At 51.1% G+C, this 20,629-nt stretch carries 21 protein-coding genes and 1 pseudogene; 11 read left to right on the forward strand and 11 right to left on the reverse strand.

What is annotated here, in order from left to right:
- Window positions 1-31: 31 nt before the first annotated feature.
- The 10 genes and pseudogenes from B3X29_RS13560 to B3X29_RS13605 form a co-directional block, all read left to right on the forward strand.
- Window positions 32-343, forward strand: a pseudogene (locus B3X29_RS13560) (ash family protein); the annotation flags it as partial.
- A 47-nt stretch (window positions 344-390) separates the two neighbouring features.
- Window positions 391-636 carry a host cell division inhibitor Icd-like protein gene (locus B3X29_RS13565; RefSeq protein ID WP_020802552.1) on the forward strand — a complete coding sequence of 82 codons (246 nt, stop codon included), beginning with the start codon at window positions 391-393 and terminating at the stop codon, window positions 634-636.
- The gene (locus B3X29_RS13570) at window positions 629-1,504 is read left to right on the forward strand and encodes a tyrosine-type recombinase/integrase (RefSeq protein WP_126501463.1); all 876 of its coding nucleotides are present in this window, start codon (window positions 629-631) and stop codon (window positions 1,502-1,504) included. Before B3X29_RS13565 ends, B3X29_RS13570 begins: the two co-directional genes overlap by 8 nt.
- A gap of 115 nt (window positions 1,505-1,619) precedes the next feature.
- Window positions 1,620-1,823, forward strand: coding sequence for a hypothetical protein (locus tag B3X29_RS13575; RefSeq protein WP_290554683.1), 204 nt, complete (start codon window positions 1,620-1,622; stop codon window positions 1,821-1,823).
- 10 nt (window positions 1,824-1,833) lie between these two features.
- On the forward strand, window positions 1,834-2,148 hold the full coding sequence (locus B3X29_RS13580) for a DUF4222 domain-containing protein (RefSeq protein ID WP_290554685.1): 315 nt from the start codon (window positions 1,834-1,836) through the stop codon (window positions 2,146-2,148).
- Complete coding sequence (locus tag B3X29_RS13585; RefSeq protein WP_290554687.1) at window positions 2,145-3,908, forward strand: DNA primase family protein; 1,764 nt, start codon at window positions 2,145-2,147, stop codon at window positions 3,906-3,908. Before B3X29_RS13580 ends, B3X29_RS13585 begins: the two co-directional genes overlap by 4 nt.
- Before the next feature lie 413 nt (window positions 3,909-4,321).
- A complete protein-coding gene (locus B3X29_RS13590) occupies window positions 4,322-4,495 on the forward strand; it encodes a hypothetical protein (protein ID WP_014830800.1) in 174 nt (57 codons plus the stop codon).
- A complete protein-coding gene (locus B3X29_RS13595; protein WP_290554699.1) occupies window positions 4,492-5,277 on the forward strand; it encodes a hypothetical protein in 786 nt (261 codons plus the stop codon). The genes B3X29_RS13590 and B3X29_RS13595 overlap by 4 nt, the downstream gene beginning before the upstream one ends.
- A gap of 35 nt (window positions 5,278-5,312) precedes the next feature.
- The gene (locus B3X29_RS13600; protein WP_290554701.1) at window positions 5,313-5,804 is read left to right on the forward strand and encodes a DNA-binding protein; all 492 of its coding nucleotides are present in this window, start codon (window positions 5,313-5,315) and stop codon (window positions 5,802-5,804) included.
- A gap of 716 nt (window positions 5,805-6,520) precedes the next feature.
- Window positions 6,521-9,070: an SIR2 family protein gene (locus B3X29_RS13605; protein ID WP_290554703.1), complete on the forward strand. Its 2,550-nt coding sequence runs from the start codon at window positions 6,521-6,523 to the stop codon at window positions 9,068-9,070.
- 399 nt (window positions 9,071-9,469) lie between these two features.
- On the opposite strand, the gene B3X29_RS13610 is transcribed toward B3X29_RS13605, so the two are convergent.
- The 7 genes from B3X29_RS13610 to B3X29_RS13640 all read right to left on the reverse strand — a co-directional run bounded on the left by B3X29_RS13610 (window position 9,470) and on the right by B3X29_RS13640 (window position 14,372).
- Window positions 9,470-10,576 carry a PTS fructose transporter subunit IIC gene (locus tag B3X29_RS13610; protein ID WP_159339679.1) on the reverse strand — a complete coding sequence of 369 codons (1,107 nt, stop codon included), beginning with the start codon at window positions 10,574-10,576 and terminating at the stop codon, window positions 9,470-9,472.
- A 41-nt stretch (window positions 10,577-10,617) separates the two neighbouring features.
- The gene (locus B3X29_RS13615; RefSeq protein WP_103178392.1) at window positions 10,618-10,929 is read right to left on the reverse strand and encodes a PTS fructose transporter subunit IIB; all 312 of its coding nucleotides are present in this window, start codon (window positions 10,927-10,929) and stop codon (window positions 10,618-10,620) included.
- A gap of 71 nt (window positions 10,930-11,000) precedes the next feature.
- Window positions 11,001-11,471, reverse strand: coding sequence for a PTS sugar transporter subunit IIA (locus B3X29_RS13620; RefSeq protein ID WP_156653958.1), 471 nt, complete (start codon window positions 11,469-11,471; stop codon window positions 11,001-11,003).
- 190 nt (window positions 11,472-11,661) lie between these two features.
- Window positions 11,662-12,339, reverse strand: coding sequence for a D-allulose 6-phosphate 3-epimerase (alsE, locus tag B3X29_RS13625; RefSeq protein WP_103178394.1), 678 nt, complete (start codon window positions 12,337-12,339; stop codon window positions 11,662-11,664).
- Between the two features lie 21 nt (window positions 12,340-12,360).
- Window positions 12,361-13,623 carry a PTS ascorbate transporter subunit IIC gene (locus tag B3X29_RS13630; protein ID WP_103178395.1) on the reverse strand — a complete coding sequence of 421 codons (1,263 nt, stop codon included), beginning with the start codon at window positions 13,621-13,623 and terminating at the stop codon, window positions 12,361-12,363.
- A gap of 31 nt (window positions 13,624-13,654) precedes the next feature.
- Complete coding sequence (locus tag B3X29_RS13635; RefSeq protein WP_103178396.1) at window positions 13,655-13,921, reverse strand: PTS sugar transporter subunit IIB; 267 nt, start codon at window positions 13,919-13,921, stop codon at window positions 13,655-13,657.
- Between the two features lie 10 nt (window positions 13,922-13,931).
- Window positions 13,932-14,372, reverse strand: a complete 441-nt coding sequence (locus B3X29_RS13640; RefSeq protein ID WP_103178397.1) for a PTS sugar transporter subunit IIA — start codon at window positions 14,370-14,372, stop codon at window positions 13,932-13,934.
- A 222-nt stretch (window positions 14,373-14,594) separates the two neighbouring features.
- Between B3X29_RS13640 and B3X29_RS13645 the strand changes: the two genes are divergently transcribed.
- The gene (locus B3X29_RS13645; RefSeq protein WP_103178398.1) at window positions 14,595-15,647 is read left to right on the forward strand and encodes a LacI family DNA-binding transcriptional regulator; all 1,053 of its coding nucleotides are present in this window, start codon (window positions 14,595-14,597) and stop codon (window positions 15,645-15,647) included.
- 116 nt (window positions 15,648-15,763) lie between these two features.
- Here the strand turns inward: B3X29_RS13645 and B3X29_RS13650 are convergent, their stop codons facing one another.
- From B3X29_RS13650 to paoA, 4 genes are read right to left on the reverse strand one after another with little or no spacing between them, the layout of a single operon-like run.
- Entirely contained in the window at window positions 15,764-16,675 is a 912-nt protein-coding gene (locus tag B3X29_RS13650) for an XdhC family protein (protein WP_159339681.1), read from the reverse strand.
- 9 nt (window positions 16,676-16,684) lie between these two features.
- Window positions 16,685-18,883 carry an aldehyde oxidoreductase molybdenum-binding subunit PaoC gene (gene paoC / locus B3X29_RS13655; RefSeq protein WP_159339682.1) on the reverse strand — a complete coding sequence of 733 codons (2,199 nt, stop codon included), beginning with the start codon at window positions 18,881-18,883 and terminating at the stop codon, window positions 16,685-16,687.
- The gene (locus tag B3X29_RS13660; RefSeq protein ID WP_156653962.1) at window positions 18,880-19,836 is read right to left on the reverse strand and encodes an FAD binding domain-containing protein; all 957 of its coding nucleotides are present in this window, start codon (window positions 19,834-19,836) and stop codon (window positions 18,880-18,882) included. The genes paoC and B3X29_RS13660 overlap by 4 nt, the downstream gene beginning before the upstream one ends.
- Entirely contained in the window at window positions 19,833-20,522 is a 690-nt protein-coding gene (paoA, locus tag B3X29_RS13665) for an aldehyde dehydrogenase iron-sulfur subunit PaoA (protein ID WP_159339683.1), read from the reverse strand. The genes B3X29_RS13660 and paoA overlap by 4 nt, the downstream gene beginning before the upstream one ends.
- Between the last annotated feature and the right edge of the window lie 107 nt (window positions 20,523-20,629).

The raw sequence follows: 20,629 nt of genomic DNA on the forward strand, positions 1-20,629 counted from the left end.
GCTCACTAAACAATTCAAAAAGGTTAATGCCATGAAGAACAATTATGCCCGTCTGGGGCAGGGCTTCGCTCACCCTAAAAACTCCTTGCCTTGTTATTCAACTGAAGGGTATGCTTTAAAAGCACCAGCAAAATCTGGTGTCGGGCGTGAGAACCCGGATAAGCAAAAGGCGATACCAGACGCCTATAGCGTCTTTTTTTGTGTCGTAAAGCCAGTACATCTTCATTCAGCGGGGAAGAGCCGCATCGAATCTATGGTGGCGCTGGCGGGGCAGCCGAAAGGCTGGCCGGTATCCTTTTGCACCGGTATTCTCACCCCCGTCAGTGTCACCACCCTTTATGAGCGTGAGAACTCAGGTGGTGACTCCAGTAAGCAAAAGGAGGCTGCCACATGGCTACTACCCCAACCCAAAAACTGCCCAAATTCACCTGGCTTTTCCTCGGTACGCCGAAAGGCCGGACCTGCACTCCCGTTGTTATCCGCATCGTTGCCGACAGTGAGCAAGAAGCCCGCGAGTTTTATTCCCGCTGGGATCTTATCTTTGCCGCCAAAATTCGCTCTGAATGTTCGCTTTATCAATACAGTAGCGGCGCGTTTGAACTGGATGTTGCGAAACTGGGAGGTAGCCATGTTTAACCTCCAGACCCTGACAGCTAAAGCCCGCGAGCTGCGCGGCAACGTGGTAAAAGCCACTACCACGAAAGGCACCCGCACCATGACCCCCGTTTACGAACGGGAAGAGCAGCGCAAACTGCGCGAACGCATCCAGCAGACCCAGCCGGAGTGGGTTTTACTCTGGTGGGATATTGCGACCGTAACCGGCTGGCGTACCAGCGACGTGTGCAACTTCCGTTACTCCTGCATCAACTGGGAAACCGGCATTGCAACAATCATCGTGGCGAAGCAGACCAAAGCAGCGGAAGCCAGAGCGACCCGGAAGGGGATCGAGATTGTTCGCCAGCAGCGCAAGGACGCTGCCCGGCTTGCTGGCGATCACATTGGGTACATGCACTGGGATAGCGTGAGCTGCGACGAGCTGGCCGCCGGCATGACGGAAGAAGAACAGGCGATCGTGTTTGAGCTGGTGGCAAAGGCTGAAGTGAAGCACGACACCAAACAGCTGCCGCCGGGCATCATCAAACGACTGCGGGAACGCATGGAGCGCAATCTTATCGGTGACGACCTGGTATTTTCCCGCAGCCAGATTGAAAGTAATCGTTGCCAGTCTCTGGAAGGTAGCGTGAGCCGCCAGACAATCTGGAAGAAACTGCACAACGTAATGCTGTGGTTTACCCGCGTCGTAAACACGCGTCTGCGCCTGAGCGCCTATTCCAGCCGCAAAATTGCCGCCTTTAATCTCATGTCAGCCGGCGGCGAACAGGGCTTGCTGGTCGCCTCTGAAATGCTCGGGCACAGTAACCCGGCAATCACCCGAACTTACCTCCAGTTAGGCAGCAAGGCCTCCGCCATTCAATCCCGTCTGGCCATGGAGGTATCTGTATGACAACGGTTATCCCAATTTGCTGTCTCGGTACTTTCGCCGATCACATCCCTGCGCAATTAAATAGCGTGCGATTTTGTTTTGCCGGCCAGTCATTAAGTGAAGGGGAGGTGAAATTATGACTCCTGTTTACGATCTGGTTCGCCGGGCCGACGGCAAAAACGTTTTCAGTTTCCCGGCCGGCGGCCGCTATCTGGTGGACACTTCAAATGGCCTTCAGTCGATGCGCCCCCTTATGGACGACGAGATCATTTTTACGGTGGAGAGTGCCGCGCACTTTCTGAAGAAAATTGGTTATCAGGTAATTCCGCCAGCGGCGTGAGGTAAAAAATATGACGATTAAAAATTCCGGCTTAGCTGCTGGTGGCCGCGCTCACCCTGAAATCAGGCCGGGCGATAAATGGAAGGACAGTCGGGGCAACCAGGTAATTATCGAAAGTTACCGATTCGACAGAGTGACATATTGCCGCGAGGGGTACAGCTCACCGTGTTTTTGCACGCCAGAAAGACTGGTGCGGGAATTTGAATTTGTATCTTCCGCGCCGGTCGCCGGCGAAAAAGATATCGATCGAATTATGCGGGTGCAGGGCATCGAACGAATTCGGGTTATGCGGGAAATCATCAGGGAGCGAGGGAACAGAAAATGAAGAATGCACCAAACCTTAAAAAGCAGCCGGCGGATCTCATGGAGGAGTCAATTATCTTTGCCGGCGCCGACGCCTGGACGTTCGCCAAAGCATGGCAGGAAATGAACCCGATCGGTGACACCGTGCCGCCTGTCGTGCTGGATAAAAAGCAGCTGGCGGAGCTGGAGAATATCCGGATTGTGGATGATGGCCGGCTTTATGCCCGGGTTTGCCGTGGCGGGCATCTGACCGAACGGCAGATAACCATTCTCGCCACAAAGCTGGCGGTGGCCGGCGTGGAGCGTGCGCAATTCTACTCTGAAGGTTATCAGCTTCTGGAGGACTGGACGCCGCAGCTGCCGCGCCTCAAAGCCGATGCGGAAGCCGGCAAAAGCATGGTGATCGGCAAACCCCTGACGGATGTAAACCTCCGCGACCTGGCTGATAACGAAAAGGCGCTCATACTGGCCGCGCGTTACACCGGCATTGCAATCAACGAAAACAGCGAGGGCGTGTACGTCTACCGCGCCGGCATCTGGGAGAAAACGTCTCTGCTCGAGCTGAGCCGCGAAATGGTGGCTATCTACAACGAGAACAAAACCAACTTCAGCAAGCGCGCGATCAACAACGTTATCGACGCCCTGAAAATTGTTATCCCGGTAATGGGGGAGCCGCGGCGCAGCCTGATCCCCTTTGCTAATGGCGTCTACGATATGGAAACCGGCATTTTCTCCGAACACAGCCAGGATAACTGGCTGACCAACCACAACGGCGTGACCTACACGCCGGCGGTGCCGGGCGAAAACCTCCGCGACCACGCGCCGAACTTCCATAAGTGGCTAAGTTACGCATCAGATAGAGACGCAATTAAGATGCAGCGCATCGCTGCGGCGCTCTTTATGGTGCTGGCGAACCGGTACGACTGGCAGTTGTTCCTCGAGATAACCGGGGAGGGGGGCAGCGGGAAAAGCGTCTTTACCCACATCGCCACGATGCTGGCCGGCGCGCATAACACCGCCAGTGGGAATATGGCGGCGCTCGACAGCGCGCGCGGGCGGGCGCAGTTCGTCGGCAAGAGCATGATAACCCTTCCTGACCAGCCCAAATATTCAGGAGAGGGCACCGGGATAAAGGCTATCACCGGCGGGGATGCGGTGGAGATCGACCCGAAGCACGAGCACCAGTACACCGCCGTTCTGCGGGCGGTGGTTGTGGCCACGAACAACACGCCGATGATTTTCACCGAACGTGCCGGCGGCGTTTCCCGGCGCCGCGTAATTTTCCAGTTTAACCGGCGCGTCAGCGAAGAGGATAAGGATCCCGACCTGGCAGAAAAGATATCCGCTGAAATTCCGGTGGTTGTTCGTCGGCTGCTGGCAACCTTTTCGGACCCGGAAAAAGCGCGGGCGCTGCTGCTGGAGCAACGGAACAGCGAAGAAGCACTGGAGGTGAAGCAGAAAACGGATCCCCTGTACGCCTTCTGTGCGCATCTGGAGCGCCTGGCTGATTGCGTGGGAATGCTGGTGGGCAACCGTAACCCGCCTCATCGCCCCCGCATTTACCTCTATCACGCTTATCTGACGTTTCTTGAGGCTAACGGTTTCGAGAAGCCGCTGACGCTGAATAAATTCTCTGAGGGAATGGAAAGCGCCATGCGGGAGTTTAATCACGAGTACCGCAAGGAGAGAAAGACCCGCGGCGTGGTGACGAACGTCGAACTTTCAGAGAGTGCGGAGGACTGGCTGCCGCAGGCGCACCCGTTAGCTGAGGAAAAAAGATGAATGTTTAGCTAAATATGGCGAAAGGTGTTCATAGTGTTCATTGATTGATTAAAGTTCAATAAAATCAATAAGATTAACTATGAACACCTTTGTGTAAGGTATTCATAGGGTATTCATAGTGTTCATAGGTCACTTTGACTGTGTGCTCATAAAGTAAACAGAAATATGAACACCATGAACACTTGTAACCCCTGTATGTAGACCGGTGTTCATAGGTTAATTTATTGTTTTTTATGTAATTTATCGCCCTTATGAACACCATGTATACCTTGAGGGCAAATTCTTTAAAACGCATCCACTCTTTTCACGTTGTGGACCCCTGCTATTTCATTAACATCGTTTCATAAATCGCAATTTATTATTTGGTTGTTGCGATTAATGAAACTTTAACGATCACTTTAACAGGGGGCATCATGAGCAAGGTTAACGTTAAGCCCGTTTTGCTGAACGGGGAGCAGATTCAGGCTCTGAAAACCATCCAGGAGAGGGAGCGCCAGAAGTCGGGCATGGGGATCGCGCCGTCAATCCATGCTGTTGCACGCAAGGTATTTGATGCGGGGCTATCAAAAATGGAGGCTGGCCAGTGAGCTACTCAATCAAAATAGGGAAACACAGTATCGAGCTGTCAGGTTATGCCGGTAAGGTTGTTGCGCCAAATACTCAGATGGCCGCTTTATTCCGTGGTATGGCGGGCGAACTCACCAGCCTGAGGACAACGGCGCAGCAGGCCGAAGCTGAGGCGGATTTGCTGGACGTTATCCGCAACGATCCGGATCTGAACGAACAGGCAAAAAACCGCAGGGCAGGTGAAGCCCGGAACCCGGACACGCTCAAAGACTTTACACGCGGGGTGGCAGCCGTAAGCGAGCAGGCCGCAAACATTCTCGATTACCTGAAGAACAAGCTCGCTCCGGTTAATCCCCTGGCAACTGATGATGTTCAGGGATTCATGCGTGACAGTGAAATGCGCCAGGCATTCGCCCGACTGGATCGCCGCAGCCAGGAAAAAATGTTGCTGTCGATGCACAGTGGAAAGCATAAGGAGCTGGCTGGCGCTTTACTAAGGGCGCACGCAGTGTGTTCTGGACTCGATACGGAACAGCTAAAACGTCTCGGCTTCTCCCGTATCGCATCGGAGAACGGGCAGGTGATTAGCGCGGTTGCCGAGCTGGTCGATGCGGTAAGGAAAGACGTCGCACAAATTACAGCTGTCCGAACCTGGTATAACAATCTCGTTTACGGGAAGAACGACGATCCATCAGAAGTTCTGCCCCGCATGACCGGCCTTGATCAGTTAAGCGAACATGTCAGCGCGATGCTCAAAGGCAGCCAGCGGCAGACACATTCAGAAGAGAAGCAGGCCGCCTGAGGGCGGCTTTTTTCTGCCCGGAGGGATACACCAGAATGCTGTTAAGTAAATCAGCCTACGCCAGGCATATGGGCGTCAGCCGGCAAACTGTTTACGGCTGGATAGCCCGCGGTGAAATTGTAATTTCAGGCGATAAAGTGGATGTCGAAGCATCGCAGGCTAAACAAAATTCTGCTGGTGCTGGCGAACACCAGACTGAAATGACGTGGGCACAGGCCGCCGTGTGGGTATGGGGGCATGACGGCGGGAAAGAGCTGCCGGCTGATATTGATGCTGGTCAGCGAATAGAGGTAGCAGCCGCTGAGCTGGGTTTTGATGTTCAGCACGAGCCCGATGAACAATTGCTGATTCTCTTCCGGCCGGATGAAGAAACCCACAGCTTCTATGGCAAAGATCACATGGCTGGTGGTCTGCGTTTCCTGCGTTCCGAGCTGGCCTATGTGGCCGCAATGCATCCCGACACCCAAGATGACTGGAGCGAGACAGGATTAAAGGCACTCTGTCTGCTGGCAGGTGAAAAACTGTAAACCCCCGGCCAAACCTAACTCCTCTAACTTGACACTTTTTCGTGAAAAACGGGAAAAGTGTCAACCCAACCTAACGGATCCTAACGTTCACGCACAACAGCTGCAGCCAACGTGTAAAGGGCTGGCGTTGAGATTTGTTGAGCCTTGGCTGTTAGCTTTTGTTAATCCTGATGCGAAGCTGGGCAGGTGTCAGCCTGTTATGGTTTGTTATGCCTCACCAAAAAAGTGTCAGCCGCTGCCGCTTCAGAAAACTTCAGGTACACGAACTCGTGAAGGGGAGGTGTTAAGCACTCCCCTTTTGCAACCATCCTCAAGCTTCATTCAGATCACTGTTCTGGTTGGCCCGGACGCTGGCGTACAGACTGAGTTGTCAAAACTTGTCATCCACCGCCAGTGGGGATTTTTTGCTACAAGCGCTCTAAGTTACAGTTGCTTTCAAGTGACACTTTTATAGAAGAGTTGCATGCCTTATCTATAATCACATCTTTACTATGAATCTATAGAAGATTTTTACGTGATCTGAAATCTTTAATGTATTGAATTTTATGGGTATTATTTTTTTAGGTAAACAGGACCATGTTTTATCGTAGTGCTTGATTTCGCTAAATACACTCTTGTGAAACTGGTAAATAGATTGTATGTTATTTGTGTGAATAGGTTTTTTTAAAGTAATTTTCGAATATATTTCAAGTAAATTCGTTTATATGGAGATAAATATGGATGCTATGTTAAATAGCCTTAAACTTGCAAATTCAGCTAACGAATTAATAAGCGATGAAACGTATGAACGCCTCAAAAGATTGATTTCAACAGGTAATGCCATTGTATTTGTAGGTGCAGGATTTTCAAAAGAATCCATAAACATAATTGGAAGTACCCCGCCTTTAGCGAAAGATCTTGCTTTGCAAATTTCAAATAAGTCAGCAAACTATTTAAAAGAAATTGGTGCCGACTCTCATTATATTGAAGAAATTAAACAATGTGATGATTTAATGGTGGCTTCAGATTTCTTTCTTAACAATATCCCTCAAAAAGACGAGCTTCTACAATTACTTAAAAATAATTATACAATTAAAGATGTTACGCAAGAGCAGGTAGATATCTTCAGTATGAAGTGGCGAAGGATATACACTACAAACTATGACAATGCTATTGAACTTTCTTTGATTAAATCAGGAAAATCAGTCACTCCTCTAACGCTCGAAGATGCACCAAATCAGTACAAGTCTGCTGAAGATATCTGCCTCCACATCAATGGAAGAATTGAGCGTTCAAAAGAAAGCGATCTTGATTCTGCTATAAAACTAACAACATCATCCTATCTTTCTCCGGAGCAGTTCCTAACATCGAGCTGGTATAGGCAGTTTAAAGCCGATATAGACAATGCAAGTGCTATAGTTTTTCTTGGGTATTCGATGTATGACATTGATATTCAGAAAATTTTCTTTAATGATTCCTCTATTAAAAGTAAAACCTTTTTTATTACTAGGGAAGGCACCACCAAATTCCAAAATTATAAGTTAGCCATGTTTGGAGAAGTGATAAATATAGGTGTGAACGCCTTTTCCCATATTGCTGCCAAGTGCATTGAAGAATCACATCAAGACAAAGAAGTTGGTTTGATAAATTCTTTAGAGCTCTATATTCCTGGGGAGGAACATGATGAAATAAGAGATAATGACATCGCCAATTTTATGATCTTTGGGAAAGTGAGCGATCGATATATAGATGAAGTCACTCTCAATGATAATATGCAAGACAAGATAATTTTACGTGAAGAAGTTAGTAAGATTATTGATCATATTGAAACAGACAATGATATTTTAATTGCCAGCGATTTAGGTAATGGCAAAAGTATAATGACTCGAATGTTAATGTCGAAATTATCAAGGAAAGGATATCTCTGTTTTTATTATTTATATAATGAATTTAGCTTCAGTAAGGACATTGAACGATTATCCAAGTTGGGGCAAAAAGTTATTATTTTCATAGATGATTATAGTAACTGCATTGATGATACTCGTTATGCCATAGAAAACCGTAAGGACAATATACAGCTTGTACTGACTACGCGTCATTTTGGCTATGAAAATACTAAACAACATTTATTAACGATGGATATGAGCAGTTTTAAAACTCATAGCGTCGATTATTTATCAGATTCCGAAGTTGATAATTTCGTACATATAGTTGATCACTTAGGGGGATGGGGCGAAAAAGCAGGGCTTTCTAGGCATGAAAAATTATCAGAACTTGATGAAAATGCTAGGAGCCAACTTTCGTTCTTGCTATTATCAATCCTCAAATCCGAAGCTATACAATCTAGAATTCGGGAAATATCTAATCTTGCACTGAATGATAAAGAATATAAAGAAACAGTTTTTGCCATTCTATTATTAGATGTCATAGGTCTCCCATTGGTAAGATCTTTAATTTCAGATGTGGCGGTTAATGAAAAAATTTACAGCGCGGAGTTTACTGAAAATGAAGGTGTTAAAAACTTATTTATCATAAGTAATGGCATGGTTAAGACTAAATCTAGCACGTTGTCTAGATTCCTTATAGCGAATATTTTTGAACATAAGTATGTTGTAAATCAATTGCTTAAGGTTATTGAGCATTTGTATGTTATTAATAAAGATGCAAAAGATCATAGATTACAAACGTTGATTACTTCTCTACTGAGATTCTCTATTATTGAAAAGCTTCTCCCACAAAGACGTGTGGAAATAAATTATTTTTATGAGAAAGTTAAACATATTATTCCTAATCTCATAAATGATCCTCATTTCTGGGTGCAATATGCAATGTCTATGATACCGTTCAAAGACTATCCAAGTGCTGATAGATATTTAGCTACTGCCTATTCCTTGGCTGCAAGAAAAGATAACTATCATACAAAAAATATTGATACGCAGCGTGCAAGATTACATCTTTTGGTTTCTCTTACAAAAACTGGAAATGAAGCATTCCTTGAGTTTGAGGCCGGTGACAACCTTATACGAATTATTCCAAATGATATTTATAAATACCGTCAGGTGCTTAGATATAGGGACATATATGAAAAAGTTTATCCAACATTTAATGCTAAACAAAAGGTATTTTATGAGCACGCTGTAAAACGTATTATAAAAGAATCAGAAAGTCCTGAGTTGGTTGAGGATTTAACTTATAAAATTGGTGTAAATTGGCTCGATAAGTTGCGTGGAAATTTGAAAATGATAGTGGAAAATATACAGGAAAATAGACCTAAAGGTAAAAAGTAACTCTTGATTAGAGCCTGTTTTTTACAGGCTCTATTGCTTTACTAAGTTTATAAGAAACTAACCTTAAGATAATGCGTTGACTATTCGGAAAAAATCATTGGGGGTACTTTTGGGGGTATCAATTTCATTGGTGAAATAAAAAACATTAAAAAACAACGGGTTTTGTTTTTTGTTTTGTTCCTATTATCGCACCATCTAAGTCAACGCGTTACCTCTGATATTCACCAGTCAGGAATGTAAGTCCCAAGTATTATCAACAGAACATATTCTTTGCATAATTTTTAGCCTGCACCGTTTACATAAGCCTGAGAAGGTGTTCGGGCAGCACCAGTAGCCTGGATACCGCCCAGCGAAACATAGAATGTTGCCAATCTACCCTGCGTGTTTTTACGTCCAGGCTTAGCTTATTTTGATGTCATCCAGATTAATATCTTCCTCTTCATCATCGTGGTTTATAACCACGTCGCGAGGAACATCCTTTTTGATGACGGCATAGACAGTAGCCGTGACAACGATATTCACCAGTAACGCCATAATACCCGCCATGGGGTGTGACATGGTTGGAATCATCAACACGCCGCCGAAAGGTACGGTTGCGTCAGCACCATATACCATGGTAACGGCACCACCACAGGCGCCACCGATTGCCGCAGCGGTGATACCACGAATGATATCGTTCATCACGATAGGTATAGAGCCTTCGACGATATTCACCACTCCCATCGGCACCGCCGATTTCAACATCTCGATCTCTTCGTTGTTATAGATGTTTTTGCGCAGAAGTTTGGCGATAAAAAATGCCAGCCCCAGGCCGATAGGGGTTGCCGTATTCACTAGCTGAAGTGCAGTAATGGGTTCATTTATGCCCTGCGCCTGAAGCGTTAAGACGAATGCGAAGCAGGTTTTATTGATCGGCCCGCCGAAATCAACAATACACAACGCGCCAATCACAGCCCCTAAGACTAAATTGGAAGAGGTACCCATACTTCTCAGGAAAGAGGTAAGCGCATCGGTAAAAATACCGATAGGCGTACCGATGATGTAGACCATGATCAGGGCGCTGATGATAGAGGCAAAAAATGGCACAATCAGTGTAGGCATTAAGCCACGAGCCCAGCCAGGTACCTTCACATTTTTAATGATGGCAAGCGCAATATAGCCGGAAATGTAGCCGCCGATCATGCCGCCGATGAAACCTGCACCAATAGCATTAGCCGCCAGGCCCATAATAAAACCCGGCGCAATACCGGGTTTGCCAGCGATCGAGCCGGAAATCCCGATAGCGATAACGACGGGCAAAAGTCCAAGGGCCTTTGCGCCCATCGTTGCTAAGGCCTGCCACAGATCAAACTGGCCCGGCACTAACGCGCCCTGAACCGTACCCCCCAGGCCCATGCCGATGGCAATAATAAATCCAGCACCACAGACAATGGGAATTAAGAACGAGATAGCAGTAAGCAGATGACCTTTAGGGTTGGCTGCTTTCCATATTTCTTTTATATTCATAAATTACGCCCTTTAATTTATAGGATACGCACAGGTAAAAGTTATGAATTCACTAATTCACTGAGCTTTTCAATAAGCTTATTAGGAGATTTAACCGCCATTTCTGTTGGAACTTTAACTACTCGCTTTCCGGCGAACCGTTCTTCTCCAGATACCTTTACATCAGCGGCCAGCAGAACAATATCGGCCTGTGCAATTTCTTCAGCGGTTAAGGCGTTCTCGATACCAATAGTGCCTTGCGTTTCAATTTTGACATTGTGACCTGCTTTTTTTGCTGCTGTTTCAATTTTCTTCTGCGCAATGTATGTATGTGCAATACCTACAGTACAGGCTGTAATTCCAACGATATTCATGGGTATTCTCCATAATTTGCTTTGAGATGTTCAAACTTATCAGATAATGGCAGAGGTAATAATTTCCGGAATTAAACGGTCTGGTCTTCAGCTTCTGAATTTAATAGCTCAATGAGCTTCTGAGGATTAGTTTCTACCAGCAACTTAGCGATAATATCCTCGTCGGCTAATGAGCCTGAGACATGTGATAATAAACGGATGTGAGTTGTATTCTGATCTGCCAGACGAACAGCAAATAAAATAATACAGTGGACATCGCTCCCATCCATCGTTTCCCAGGGAATGTCGTGTTGGGTACGCCCAATAGCCAATGCCGTATGGGCGACAGCCGAGGATTTACCGTGCGGGATCGCAATATGATTTTCGAATCCCGTTGATCCCTGCTCCTCTCGCAGCCAGACATCCCGAATAAATTCATCTTTATTAATGACCGCGCCATCCTGCACCAGTAAATCCGTTAATTCTTCAATGGCATCTTCCTTACTTCTCGCACTCATGCTTAACTTGATATTTTTGACGTTAAGAACTTCCGAAATATCCATAATTCACCTTCGATAATAAAAAAGCATTGATATAAGTGGGGATACAAAATGCTTCTTGCTTTGGCAACTACGCGCTAAAAGGTACAGCGCCCTCAACCGTACTAATCAGGAGCGCGGATAAAGAGACAGACCGGTTAAATAGACCTTTACCCTGCGCGATGGCTTAATACGGCTGAGCGCACTGCAATTTTCAGGCAGCGACTTCGCGCTGGTAAATATCGACCATTTTATCCCAGGCATCACTCACATTATCCGCCAGGGAGAACAGGCCAGAGGTCCCGACAATAAAGACGTCAACACCGGACTGAGCAATTACATTAAAGGTTTTCTCGTTGCAGGAGCCGTCAATCTCGGTCAGATAGTGGTAACCATGCGCTTCACGCATCGCAATCAATTCTCTGATTTTGTTGAGTGATTCCGGAATAAATTTCTGCCCGGCGTAGCCTGGGTCAACCGACATGACGGTCACTTTGTCCAGCAGATGCGCGTACTCTTTAATGGCATCAGCCGGGGTAGCCGGGTTCAACACCACGCCACAGCGACGGCCCGCATCTTTAATCTGGTTCAGCAGACGGAATATTTTGTTATTCGCCGTCTCCGGATGGAAGCTGATAATATCGGCCCCTGCATCAATACACATCGGAATAATATCTTCCGGGTGGTTCACCATAAGGTGCACATCGATTGGCACATCGGTGATTTTCTTCAGGTTTTCGATAAAGAACGGTGATAGCGTAATATTTTTCACATAGCTGCCATCCATAATATCAACGTGATAAAAATCCGCCCGCCCGTTCATTGCCGTAATTTGTTCTCTGAATTGCGTTAAATCCATACACATTAACGAGGGCGAAAATTTAGCCGCCATACTTACCTCCAAAAGAATCAATTAGTTAAACAGTGATACGACATGCCCAAGAATGATGCCAACCACCCCGAAGTCCGCATCGCCAAAGGTGGTGGATGCAAAGCCAAGGTCGCCCATCAGAGGCAGCAAAATTGCCGGCAAAAATGAAATCAGCAGACCGTGAGCAAATGCACCCACCACCGCGCCGCGGCGACCTCCGCAGATGTTGCCGTAAACGCCCGCCGTCGCGCCGCAGAAGAAGTGCGGCACCAGGCCAGGAACGATGACGCTTAAACCAAAGAGCGGGCACAGGAACATACTCACCAGACCGGCGGCAAAGCTTGACAGGAATCCGACGATCACCGCGTTTGGAGCGAATGGAAAGACGGTAGGGCAGTCGAGAGCCGGTTTGGCGTCTTTCACCAGTTTGTCGGCGATGCCTTTAAAGGCCGGAACAATTTCGGCAATAATCATGCGCACGCCCGCCAGGATGATCCACACGCCTGCCGCGAAGGTCAGCGACTGGATAATGGCGAAGATGATAAAGTTCTGACCACCGCTGATACTGGTTTCGACAAACTCTTTGCCTGCTACCAGCACCAGAATCACGAACAGGATCATCATCGTCAGCGAGATGGCGACCGAGGAGTCACGCAGGAAGTTCAGTGATTTCGGTACCTTCAGCTCTTCAATCGACGGGCTGCCCTTACCGATCGCTTTTCCCACCAGCGCCGACAGCAGATAGCCAGTTGAACCAAAGTGTCCCAGTGCCAGGTCATCAGTACCAGTTATTTTGCGTGTGAACGGCTGCAGAATGGCCGGCGAGACCACCATCATGATGCCGAGGATCACCGCTCCCACCAGCACCACCCACAGGGGTGACAGACCGCCGACTGAGAGGATAACGGCCAGCATCGCCGACATATAGAGCGTGTGGTGTCCCGTCAGGAAGATGTACTTCAGCGGTGTAATACGGGCCAGGACAATGTTAAACAACATCCCCAGGACCATGATCATTGCCGTTGCGGTACCGTAGTTTTTCTGCGCCAGCGCCGCCATAGCATCCGTATTGGGCACTACCCCCTGAATATGGAATGAGTGCTCAAACAGCTGGCTAAAGGTCGTTAATGTCGTGGCGATAATCGCCGCTCCGGATGTTAATATCACAAAACCCATAATGGTTTTGAGGGTTCCGGAAATAACATCGGAAAAAGCTTTTTTCTGCAATAATAAGCCGATCAGGGAAAAGAGACCGACCAGGATTGCTGGTGTGCCCAACACATCATGAATAATAAACTGCAGCATAGAATAACTCCGTAAGGCCGCAAATAATTAATCAGAGATTTTCGGAAAGAATTTCTTTGATTTTATTGTTATCCAGCAGGTTAGATAAGCCAAAGACCTGGGCAGAATGGCTGGAAAGATGTTCGGCAATATCCTTAGCGCTAAGAATAATATCGGCAGTTTCACTTTTTGCCGAAGTCAGATCGGTATGAGAAACCTCTGCTTCTTTATTCAGCTCTTTAATTATTTTTTTTACGTTCATTTCGACGATAAAACTGCTGCCTAAACCGTTACCGCAAACAATCAGAACTTTTTTCATCTTCACCTCTTTATCCGTTGATAACAGTTTGAATTGTTTCCAATGTTGATGCTTTCAGCAGTGCTGAGAGTCGTTCATCATTGCTAAAAATCTCCGCCAGGGCGGTAATCATATTGATATGCTCATCTCCTGAAAGTGCACACAACATAATCACAACATAAATAGGGTCATTCTCGTCGGCGTTAAAAGAAACCCCTTGTTTAATATGTAAAAGCGACAGTCCGTTTTTAATCGCCCCTTGCTCCGGGCGAGCATGTGGCATCGCCAGGCCGGGAGCTAATACATAATAAGGACCCAGCTCCTGATGGCTCTTAAAAATGGCTTCAACATATTCTTCGGTAATCGTCTCTTTCGCTAATAAGGGCTGAGCCGATAACCTAATGGCCTGTTTCCAGTCGCTGACTGAATCCACAATCTGGATATTTTCTACAGGTAGCCAGGTTGTAATCATAAATACCCCGATAGCGTTGAAAGTGAACTTACTATAGTGGAATGACTTCGCGGCTTACCGTGATCTGTATCGCAAAGTTAGCGCTAACACGGCAATAATGTTAAAATCCTTGTTACCGCTAACTTTATTATCGATACTTGTAATTACTTTGCAGTTGGGCAATGCGAAAAACGCTAAACATCATTTACAATGGTTGCCCAGTCAGGCGAAAGGAGGAGATCAGTGCAGACGTTAGAAGCGGACGATAGCGCGAGAGAAAAACGCAGGAAAAACACCGGTAAAATTACGCTCGCTGAAGTTGCAAAACTGGTCGGCGTTAGCACGATGACCGTGTCGCGCGCGTTACGTATGCCTGAAAAAGTGAATCCTGAACTCCGTAACCGCATCGAAGCGGCAGTGAGTGAGCTGGGCTATGTGCCCAATCTCCAGGCCCGTAGCCTCGCCTCCGCTGACTCCAGCCTGGTGATGGGCGTGGTGCCCTCATTTTCTTCTCCGGGCTTTCTTGCCGTCTCCGAAACCCTGCAGACCGTGCTCGCGACTCAGGGCTATAGCATGATGTTTATTGAGTCCAGTCAGGGAGGGCAGAGCGAAGAGCGCGCTTTTGCGCAAATGCTCGCCTATAACCCGGCGGCGATTGTTCAGTTCAACATTGATAACATCAGCAGTTGTTCGCAAATGATCAGTAACACCGGCGTGCCGGTGGTTGAAATTGGTGCCATCAATCGCGATGCGAGCTGGGTCAGTATTGGCGTTGACTATGCTGCTGCCATCAAAAAGCTGGTCACATCGCTTGTGCAGGCCGGATATAAGAATATCGGCCTGCTTTGCACGGCGTCCAATAACATTATGTTTCGCCAAGTACTGAGCGGCTGGAACAGCGCCATGCTCTCCGTTAACCACTCGCCCCACCGTGTGGTGACTTCTCATCTGCCCGCAGGTATTACGACCGGTTTAAACCTGCTGGGCGATATTCGTATTACCTGGCCAGAGCTGGATGCGCTGATTTGCACCTCTGATGAAATTGCCTGCGGCTGCATTATGGCCTGCCACGGTGCAGGGCAAAAAGTGCCTGACGCCCTGGCTCTGGCAAGCCTGAGCGGGGGGACCCTTGCCGCAGTCTGTTCCCCGGCGCTGACGGCGGTTGAATTCCCATGGAGTGAGACGGGAACGGTCGCAGGGAAAACGTTGCTTGATCTACTGGCTGGCAAATCGACAGATAAAGCCATTGAATTACCCTCAACGTTACAAGTTCGCGCCAGCACCAGAAAGCAGTAAGGCCGGTACCCTGGTTATGCCGCCGCATACGACAGGATGACGGGTGGTCACTGGCATTCCCGCCATGCTTATTCGCCGCTCACGACCAGCAGCATTTGACGCCAGATCCTGGTGGATCACCGCGTGTGGGCCCTTACCGCCGCCACGTCCGCCACCACCGACAGCGCCAGCGTGTTAGCATCCCGCGCCTGGGGGAAGATGCCAATCGGGGCCTTAATCCGCGCGATATCCGCATCTTTCCAGCCCAGCTCACGCAGTTTACCCACCCGACGCTGGTGGGTGCGCTGGCTGCCAAGGGCACCGATATAAAACGGCGCCGTTCCCAGCGCGGCCTGTAACACCGGCAGCTCCTTGTGCTGATCGTGCCAGAGCAAAATCACCGCCGTGTCCGCATCCATCAGCTCAACCGTGGGGGGATTGCAATACACCTCGTACCCCGCCGCCTGCGCCACATTGGCTGTCGCCTGCGCCTCCACCGACCCGCCATAGATCAGTAGCCGCGGGCAGGGGCGATAGCCCTGCTCGAAGCGATCGTCCTTCCAGCCTGTCCTGGGTGTCCAGGGCGCCGACTGCAAGGATTGGGAAGAGGGGAGGTAATGCAGTCCCACCGGTTTACGCTGGGCGAGGCTGTTCAGCACCGCCAGCAGCGGCTGTACCGTGCGCACTTTATGGATGTTCAGCGTGATCCCGCCGCCGCAGGGGAGCACAATATCGAACCACGGCGATCCCTCGCCATACTTCACCTGACGGTCCGTGCCGCAGGCAAGGGTCTCCAGTGCCTCGTACGCGGCAGCGGCCTCCACGCAGCCGCCGGAGACATAGCCGCAATAGAGCCCGTCCTCGCGAACGGCCATCTGCGCCCCCAGCGGCCTGGCGGCCCCGCCGCGGATCTCCACCAGGGTCACCAGCGCCACCGCCATGCCTGCCGTAAACGCCTCCGCCGCGAAGCGCAGCACCGCCACGCTGTCGTCGGTAGCAAAAGCCTGCTCGGGGATTATCTGTTCACTTAGCGCAGCGCCTTGCAGCATGCTCTCTCCTTACACCACATCGGGTAGCGCATCGATCAGCTTGTCCAGGGTGATGGGATACTCCCGCACCCGTACCCCCGTCGCGTTATAGATCGCATTGGCGATGGCCGCCCCGACGCCACACAGCCCCAGTTCACCCACCCCTTTGGCCTTCATCGGCGAGGAGATGGGATCGGTATCGTCGAGGAAAATCACCTTCTGTTCCGGGATATCGGCATGAACCGGGACTTCATACGCCGCCATATCGTGATTAACGAAGTAGCCAAGACGGGTATCCACCGCCAGCTCTTCCATCAGCGCCGCGCCGAGCCCCATGGTCATCGCGCCAATTACCTGGCTGCGGGCGGTTTTCGGATTGAGGATCCGGCCTGCGGCACAGACCGCCAGCATGCGGCGGACCCGGACTTCACCTGTCGCCATATCGACCGCCACTTCGATAAAGTGACCGGCAAAGGTCGACTGCTGATACTGCTTATCCAGATCGCCAAACTCGATATTGTCTTCGGCGGTCAGCGTGCCGTTGGCTGCGGCCTCGCGAATGTCTGCGCTGCGGGTATCAAGAACGATCTTGCCGTCGCTGAACTGCGCCTGGTCCGGATCAAAACCGAGGTTCGTGGCAATGGTCTGGCGTAACTTCACGCAGGCGGCGTAAACCCCCGAAGTGGAGGTGTTCGCACCCCACTGGCCGCCTGAACCGGCCGACACCGGGAAGTTCGAATCACCGAGATGCACCGTCACCTTGTCCAGCGGCACGCCCAGCATCTCCGCCGCCGTCTGGGCAATGATGGTATAGCTCCCGGTGCCGATGTCCGTCATGTCGGTTTCTACCGTCACGTTTCCGTCCGCGTCCAGATGCACCCGGGCACCCGATTTTTCTAACAGGTTATTGCGAAAACCGGCCGCCATGCCGTAGCCCACCAGCCAGCGTCCGTCGCGAACCTGGCCGGGCGTTGCGTTGCGCTGCTTCCAGCCGAACTCTTCGGCGCCGGTACGCAGGCACTCGATAAGCTGACGACGGGAGAAAGGGCGGTTGGGATCGGCCGGATCGACCTGAGTATCATTGAGAATGCGAAATTCGACAGGATCGATGCCCGCTTTCTCCGCCATCTCATCAATGGCGATCTCAAGCGCCATCATGCCCGGCGCTTCACCGGGGGCGCGCATGGCGTTGCCCTCGGGCAGATCCAGTTTTGCCAGCCGCAGGCCGGTATGACGATTGGCGCCCGCATAAAGCAGTTCGGTCTGCTGCACCGCCGTCTCCGGCGTGCCGCCGGGCAGATTGCCGGACCAGCTGTCATGGGCGATGGCGGTAATCTTGCCCGCCTTGTCGGTCCCGATGCGAATATGCTGGATGGTCGCCGGGCGGTGAGTGGTGTTGTTGGGAATTGTCGGGCGCGACAGCATGACCTTTACAGGGCGCTTCAGGGTGCGGGCCGCCAGCGCGGCCAGCAGCGCATCGCTCCTAAGGAACAGCTTGCCGCCAAAGCCTCCGCCGATATAGGGGGAGATGATGCGCACGTTCTCCTCGGGGATCTTCAGCGTCGCCGCCAGATCGGTGCGGCACCAGGCGACCATCTGATTGGAAGTCCAGACGGTCACCTTGTCGCCGTCCCAGACCGCCATAGAGGCATGCGGCTCCATCGCCATATGGCTCTGATCGGGGGTGGTATAGGTCACATCTATCTTCACCTCGGCGGCGGCAAAGGCGGCGTCAACATCGCCGACGTTTTTGTCAGGGGTCTTCTCCGGGGGCTCGTTGACGGCGGGTTTTTCCTCTGCCAGCGACCAGGCGCCCTTTTCACGGCGGTACTGGACCTGCACCAGCGACGCCGCGGCCCGGGCCTGCTCGAACGTCTCTGCCACCACCAGCGCAACGGCCTGATGGTAGTGCTCTATTTTCGGGCCGCCCAGCAGAGTGGCCGTATTTCTCTCGCCTTTGCCGAGCTCGCCAGCACTGCTGGCCGTGACGACCGTCAGCACGCCTGGCGCGTTTTTCGCGGCCAGGGTGTCGATGGCGGCAATCTCGCCTTTGGCAATCGCCGATCCGACCACATAGCCATAGGCCGCATTGGGCGCGGTGTCGTGCCATTCGTAGGCATAGTGCGCCTTGCCGGTGGTTTTTAGCGGGCCGTCGATACGGTCATGGGGCTGTCCAACCACCTGTAACCGATCGATTGGGTTTTCCCCTGCCGGTTTCTCAAATTTCATACCTGAGCCCTCGCTTCTGTCAGCACGGAGGCAAGCGTTCGCTTCGCCAGGGTAAGTTTGAACCTGTTTTCAGCCGTCGGATGCGCGTCGGCAAACAGCGCGTCATACACCGCCTGTGCCCCCTGGGGGAGTTGCGCATCGGCCTGCGCCATCCGCCAGGGTTTATGGGCGACACCGCCCAGCGCGACGCGGCCGGTGCCATCGGGCTGGACAATCGCAGCCACCGAGACCAGCGCAAAGGCGTAGGAGGCGCGATCGCGAACCTTACGGTAGATGTGTTGCCCGCCCACGGGCGGCGGCAGGGTGACGGCGGTAATCAGCTCGCCGGGCGTCAGCACGGTCTCAATATGGGGCGTTTTTCCCGGCGCACGATAGAAATCGGCGAGGGGGATGTTGCGCGTTTTTCCATCTGCATTGATGGTTTCTACCACCGCGTCCAGCAGGCGCATCGCGACGGGCATATCGCCGGGATGGGTGGCAATGCAGGCTTCGCTCCCCCCGACGACCGCATGCTGACGACTAAAACCTTCCAGCGCCGCGCAACCGCTGCCGGGAAGGCGTTTATTGCAGGGTTGGTTCGTATCGTAAAAGTAGGGGCATCGCGTGCGCTGCAGAAGATTGCCCGCCGTGGTGGCCTGGTTGCGCAACTGACCAGATGCCCCGGCCAGCAGCGCTCTGGAGAGCACGGCATAGTCGCGGCGCACGCGCTCATCTGCAGCCAGATCGGTGTTACGCACCAGGGCGCCGATGCGCAGCCCCCCCTCGTCAGTGGCATCAATCTTATCCAGCCCCAGGCCGTTTACGTCGATCAGATGCCCAGGGGTCTCGATTTCCAGCTTCATCAGATCCAGCAGATTGGTGCCGCCCGCGATAAATTTGGCGCCAGGTGTGCGCTGGGCGCTGGCGGCGGCTTCAGCTGGGGTTTTTACCCGCTCATAGGTGAAGGCTTTCATGATTTTTCCCCTCCGGCGACATCCTCAATGGCAGCGAGTATGTTGGCGTATGCGCCGCAGCGGCAGATGTTGCCGCTCATGCGCTCGCGGATCTCCTGGGCATTCATTTCGGGAGGAGAGACCAGATCGAGGGTCACATGGCTGGGGATGCCCTCTTCAATCTCTTTCAGCACCGCCACCGAAGAGCAAATTTGCCCCGGCGTACAGTAGCCGCACTGATAGCTATCGTGTTTAACAAACGCCGCCTGCATAGGGTGCAGATTGTCAGGAGTGCCCAGCCCCTCGATGGTAGTGATATCGGCGTTCTGGTGCATCACGGCCAGGGTGAGGCAGGAATTGATCCTGCGCCCGTCAACGATGACGGTGCAGGCGCCGCACTGTCCGTGATCGCAGCCTTTTTTGGTGCCGGTCAGGTGCAGGTTCTCGCGCAGGGCATCCAGCAGGGTGGTGCGGGTATCCACCTCCAGCTGCTGCGCCTCGCCATTGACGCGAAACGTTACCGGCATTTTCTCCGGTGCGGGTGTGACGGCGGGTTCGCCCTCGGCCAGGGCGGAACAGGGATAGACCGCCGCGGTCGCCGCTGCTGCGGCGCTGGCTTTTAAAAGGTCCCGTCGGGACAGGCTAAAATCGTGTTGTTCGTGCTTCCCGAACTCACCATCTTCGGGGTATTCGCCTTGGTTGCTCATGCCAGGCCTCCGGTATGCAAAGGGGAAATAACGGTCAAAGAGGGCGCGACGTTGTCGTCTTTTTTTAAACGTTAAGCATAGACGGCGATGTTGGTGGGATTATTCTT

Source organism: Leclercia sp. UBA5076 (assembly GCF_002416465.1).
Classification (GTDB): Bacteria; Pseudomonadota; Gammaproteobacteria; order Enterobacterales; family Enterobacteriaceae; genus Enterobacter.

Bases quoted from the DNA above. Each gene is read 5' to 3' on its own strand.
- B3X29_RS13590 (WP_014830800.1), top strand. From the start codon at position 4,322: ATGAGCAAGGTTAACGTTAAGCCCGTTTTGCTGAACGGGGAGCAGATT.
- B3X29_RS13570 (WP_126501463.1), top strand. From the start codon at position 629: ATGTTTAACCTCCAGACCCTGACAGCTAAAGCCCGCGAGCTGCGCGGC.
- B3X29_RS13610 (WP_159339679.1), bottom strand. From the start codon at position 10,576: ATGAATATAAAAGAAATATGGAAAGCAGCCAACCCTAAAGGTCATCTG.
- B3X29_RS13660 (WP_156653962.1), bottom strand. From the start codon at position 19,836: ATGAAAGCCTTCACCTATGAGCGGGTAAAAACCCCAGCTGAAGCCGCC.
- B3X29_RS13565 (WP_020802552.1), top strand. From the start codon at position 391: ATGGCTACTACCCCAACCCAAAAACTGCCCAAATTCACCTGGCTTTTC.
- B3X29_RS13605 (WP_290554703.1), top strand. From the start codon at position 6,521: ATGGATGCTATGTTAAATAGCCTTAAACTTGCAAATTCAGCTAACGAA.
- B3X29_RS13640 (WP_103178397.1), bottom strand. From the start codon at position 14,372: ATGATTACAACCTGGCTACCTGTAGAAAATATCCAGATTGTGGATTCA.
- alsE (WP_103178394.1), bottom strand. From the start codon at position 12,339: ATGGCGGCTAAATTTTCGCCCTCGTTAATGTGTATGGATTTAACGCAA.
- B3X29_RS13630 (WP_103178395.1), bottom strand. From the start codon at position 13,623: ATGCTGCAGTTTATTATTCATGATGTGTTGGGCACACCAGCAATCCTG.
- paoC (WP_159339682.1), bottom strand. From the start codon at position 18,883: ATGAAATTTGAGAAACCGGCAGGGGAAAACCCAATCGATCGGTTACAG.
- B3X29_RS13600 (WP_290554701.1), top strand. From the start codon at position 5,313: ATGCTGTTAAGTAAATCAGCCTACGCCAGGCATATGGGCGTCAGCCGG.
- B3X29_RS13650 (WP_159339681.1), bottom strand. From the start codon at position 16,675: ATGCTGCAAGGCGCTGCGCTAAGTGAACAGATAATCCCCGAGCAGGCT.
- B3X29_RS13635 (WP_103178396.1), bottom strand. From the start codon at position 13,921: ATGAAAAAAGTTCTGATTGTTTGCGGTAACGGTTTAGGCAGCAGTTTT.
- B3X29_RS13580 (WP_290554685.1), top strand. From the start codon at position 1,834: ATGACGATTAAAAATTCCGGCTTAGCTGCTGGTGGCCGCGCTCACCCT.
- B3X29_RS13615 (WP_103178392.1), bottom strand. From the start codon at position 10,929: ATGAATATCGTTGGAATTACAGCCTGTACTGTAGGTATTGCACATACA.
- paoA (WP_159339683.1), bottom strand. From the start codon at position 20,522: ATGAGCAACCAAGGCGAATACCCCGAAGATGGTGAGTTCGGGAAGCAC.
- B3X29_RS13575 (WP_290554683.1), top strand. From the start codon at position 1,620: ATGACTCCTGTTTACGATCTGGTTCGCCGGGCCGACGGCAAAAACGTT.
- B3X29_RS13585 (WP_290554687.1), top strand. From the start codon at position 2,145: ATGAAGAATGCACCAAACCTTAAAAAGCAGCCGGCGGATCTCATGGAG.
- B3X29_RS13620 (WP_156653958.1), bottom strand. From the start codon at position 11,471: ATGGATATTTCGGAAGTTCTTAACGTCAAAAATATCAAGTTAAGCATG.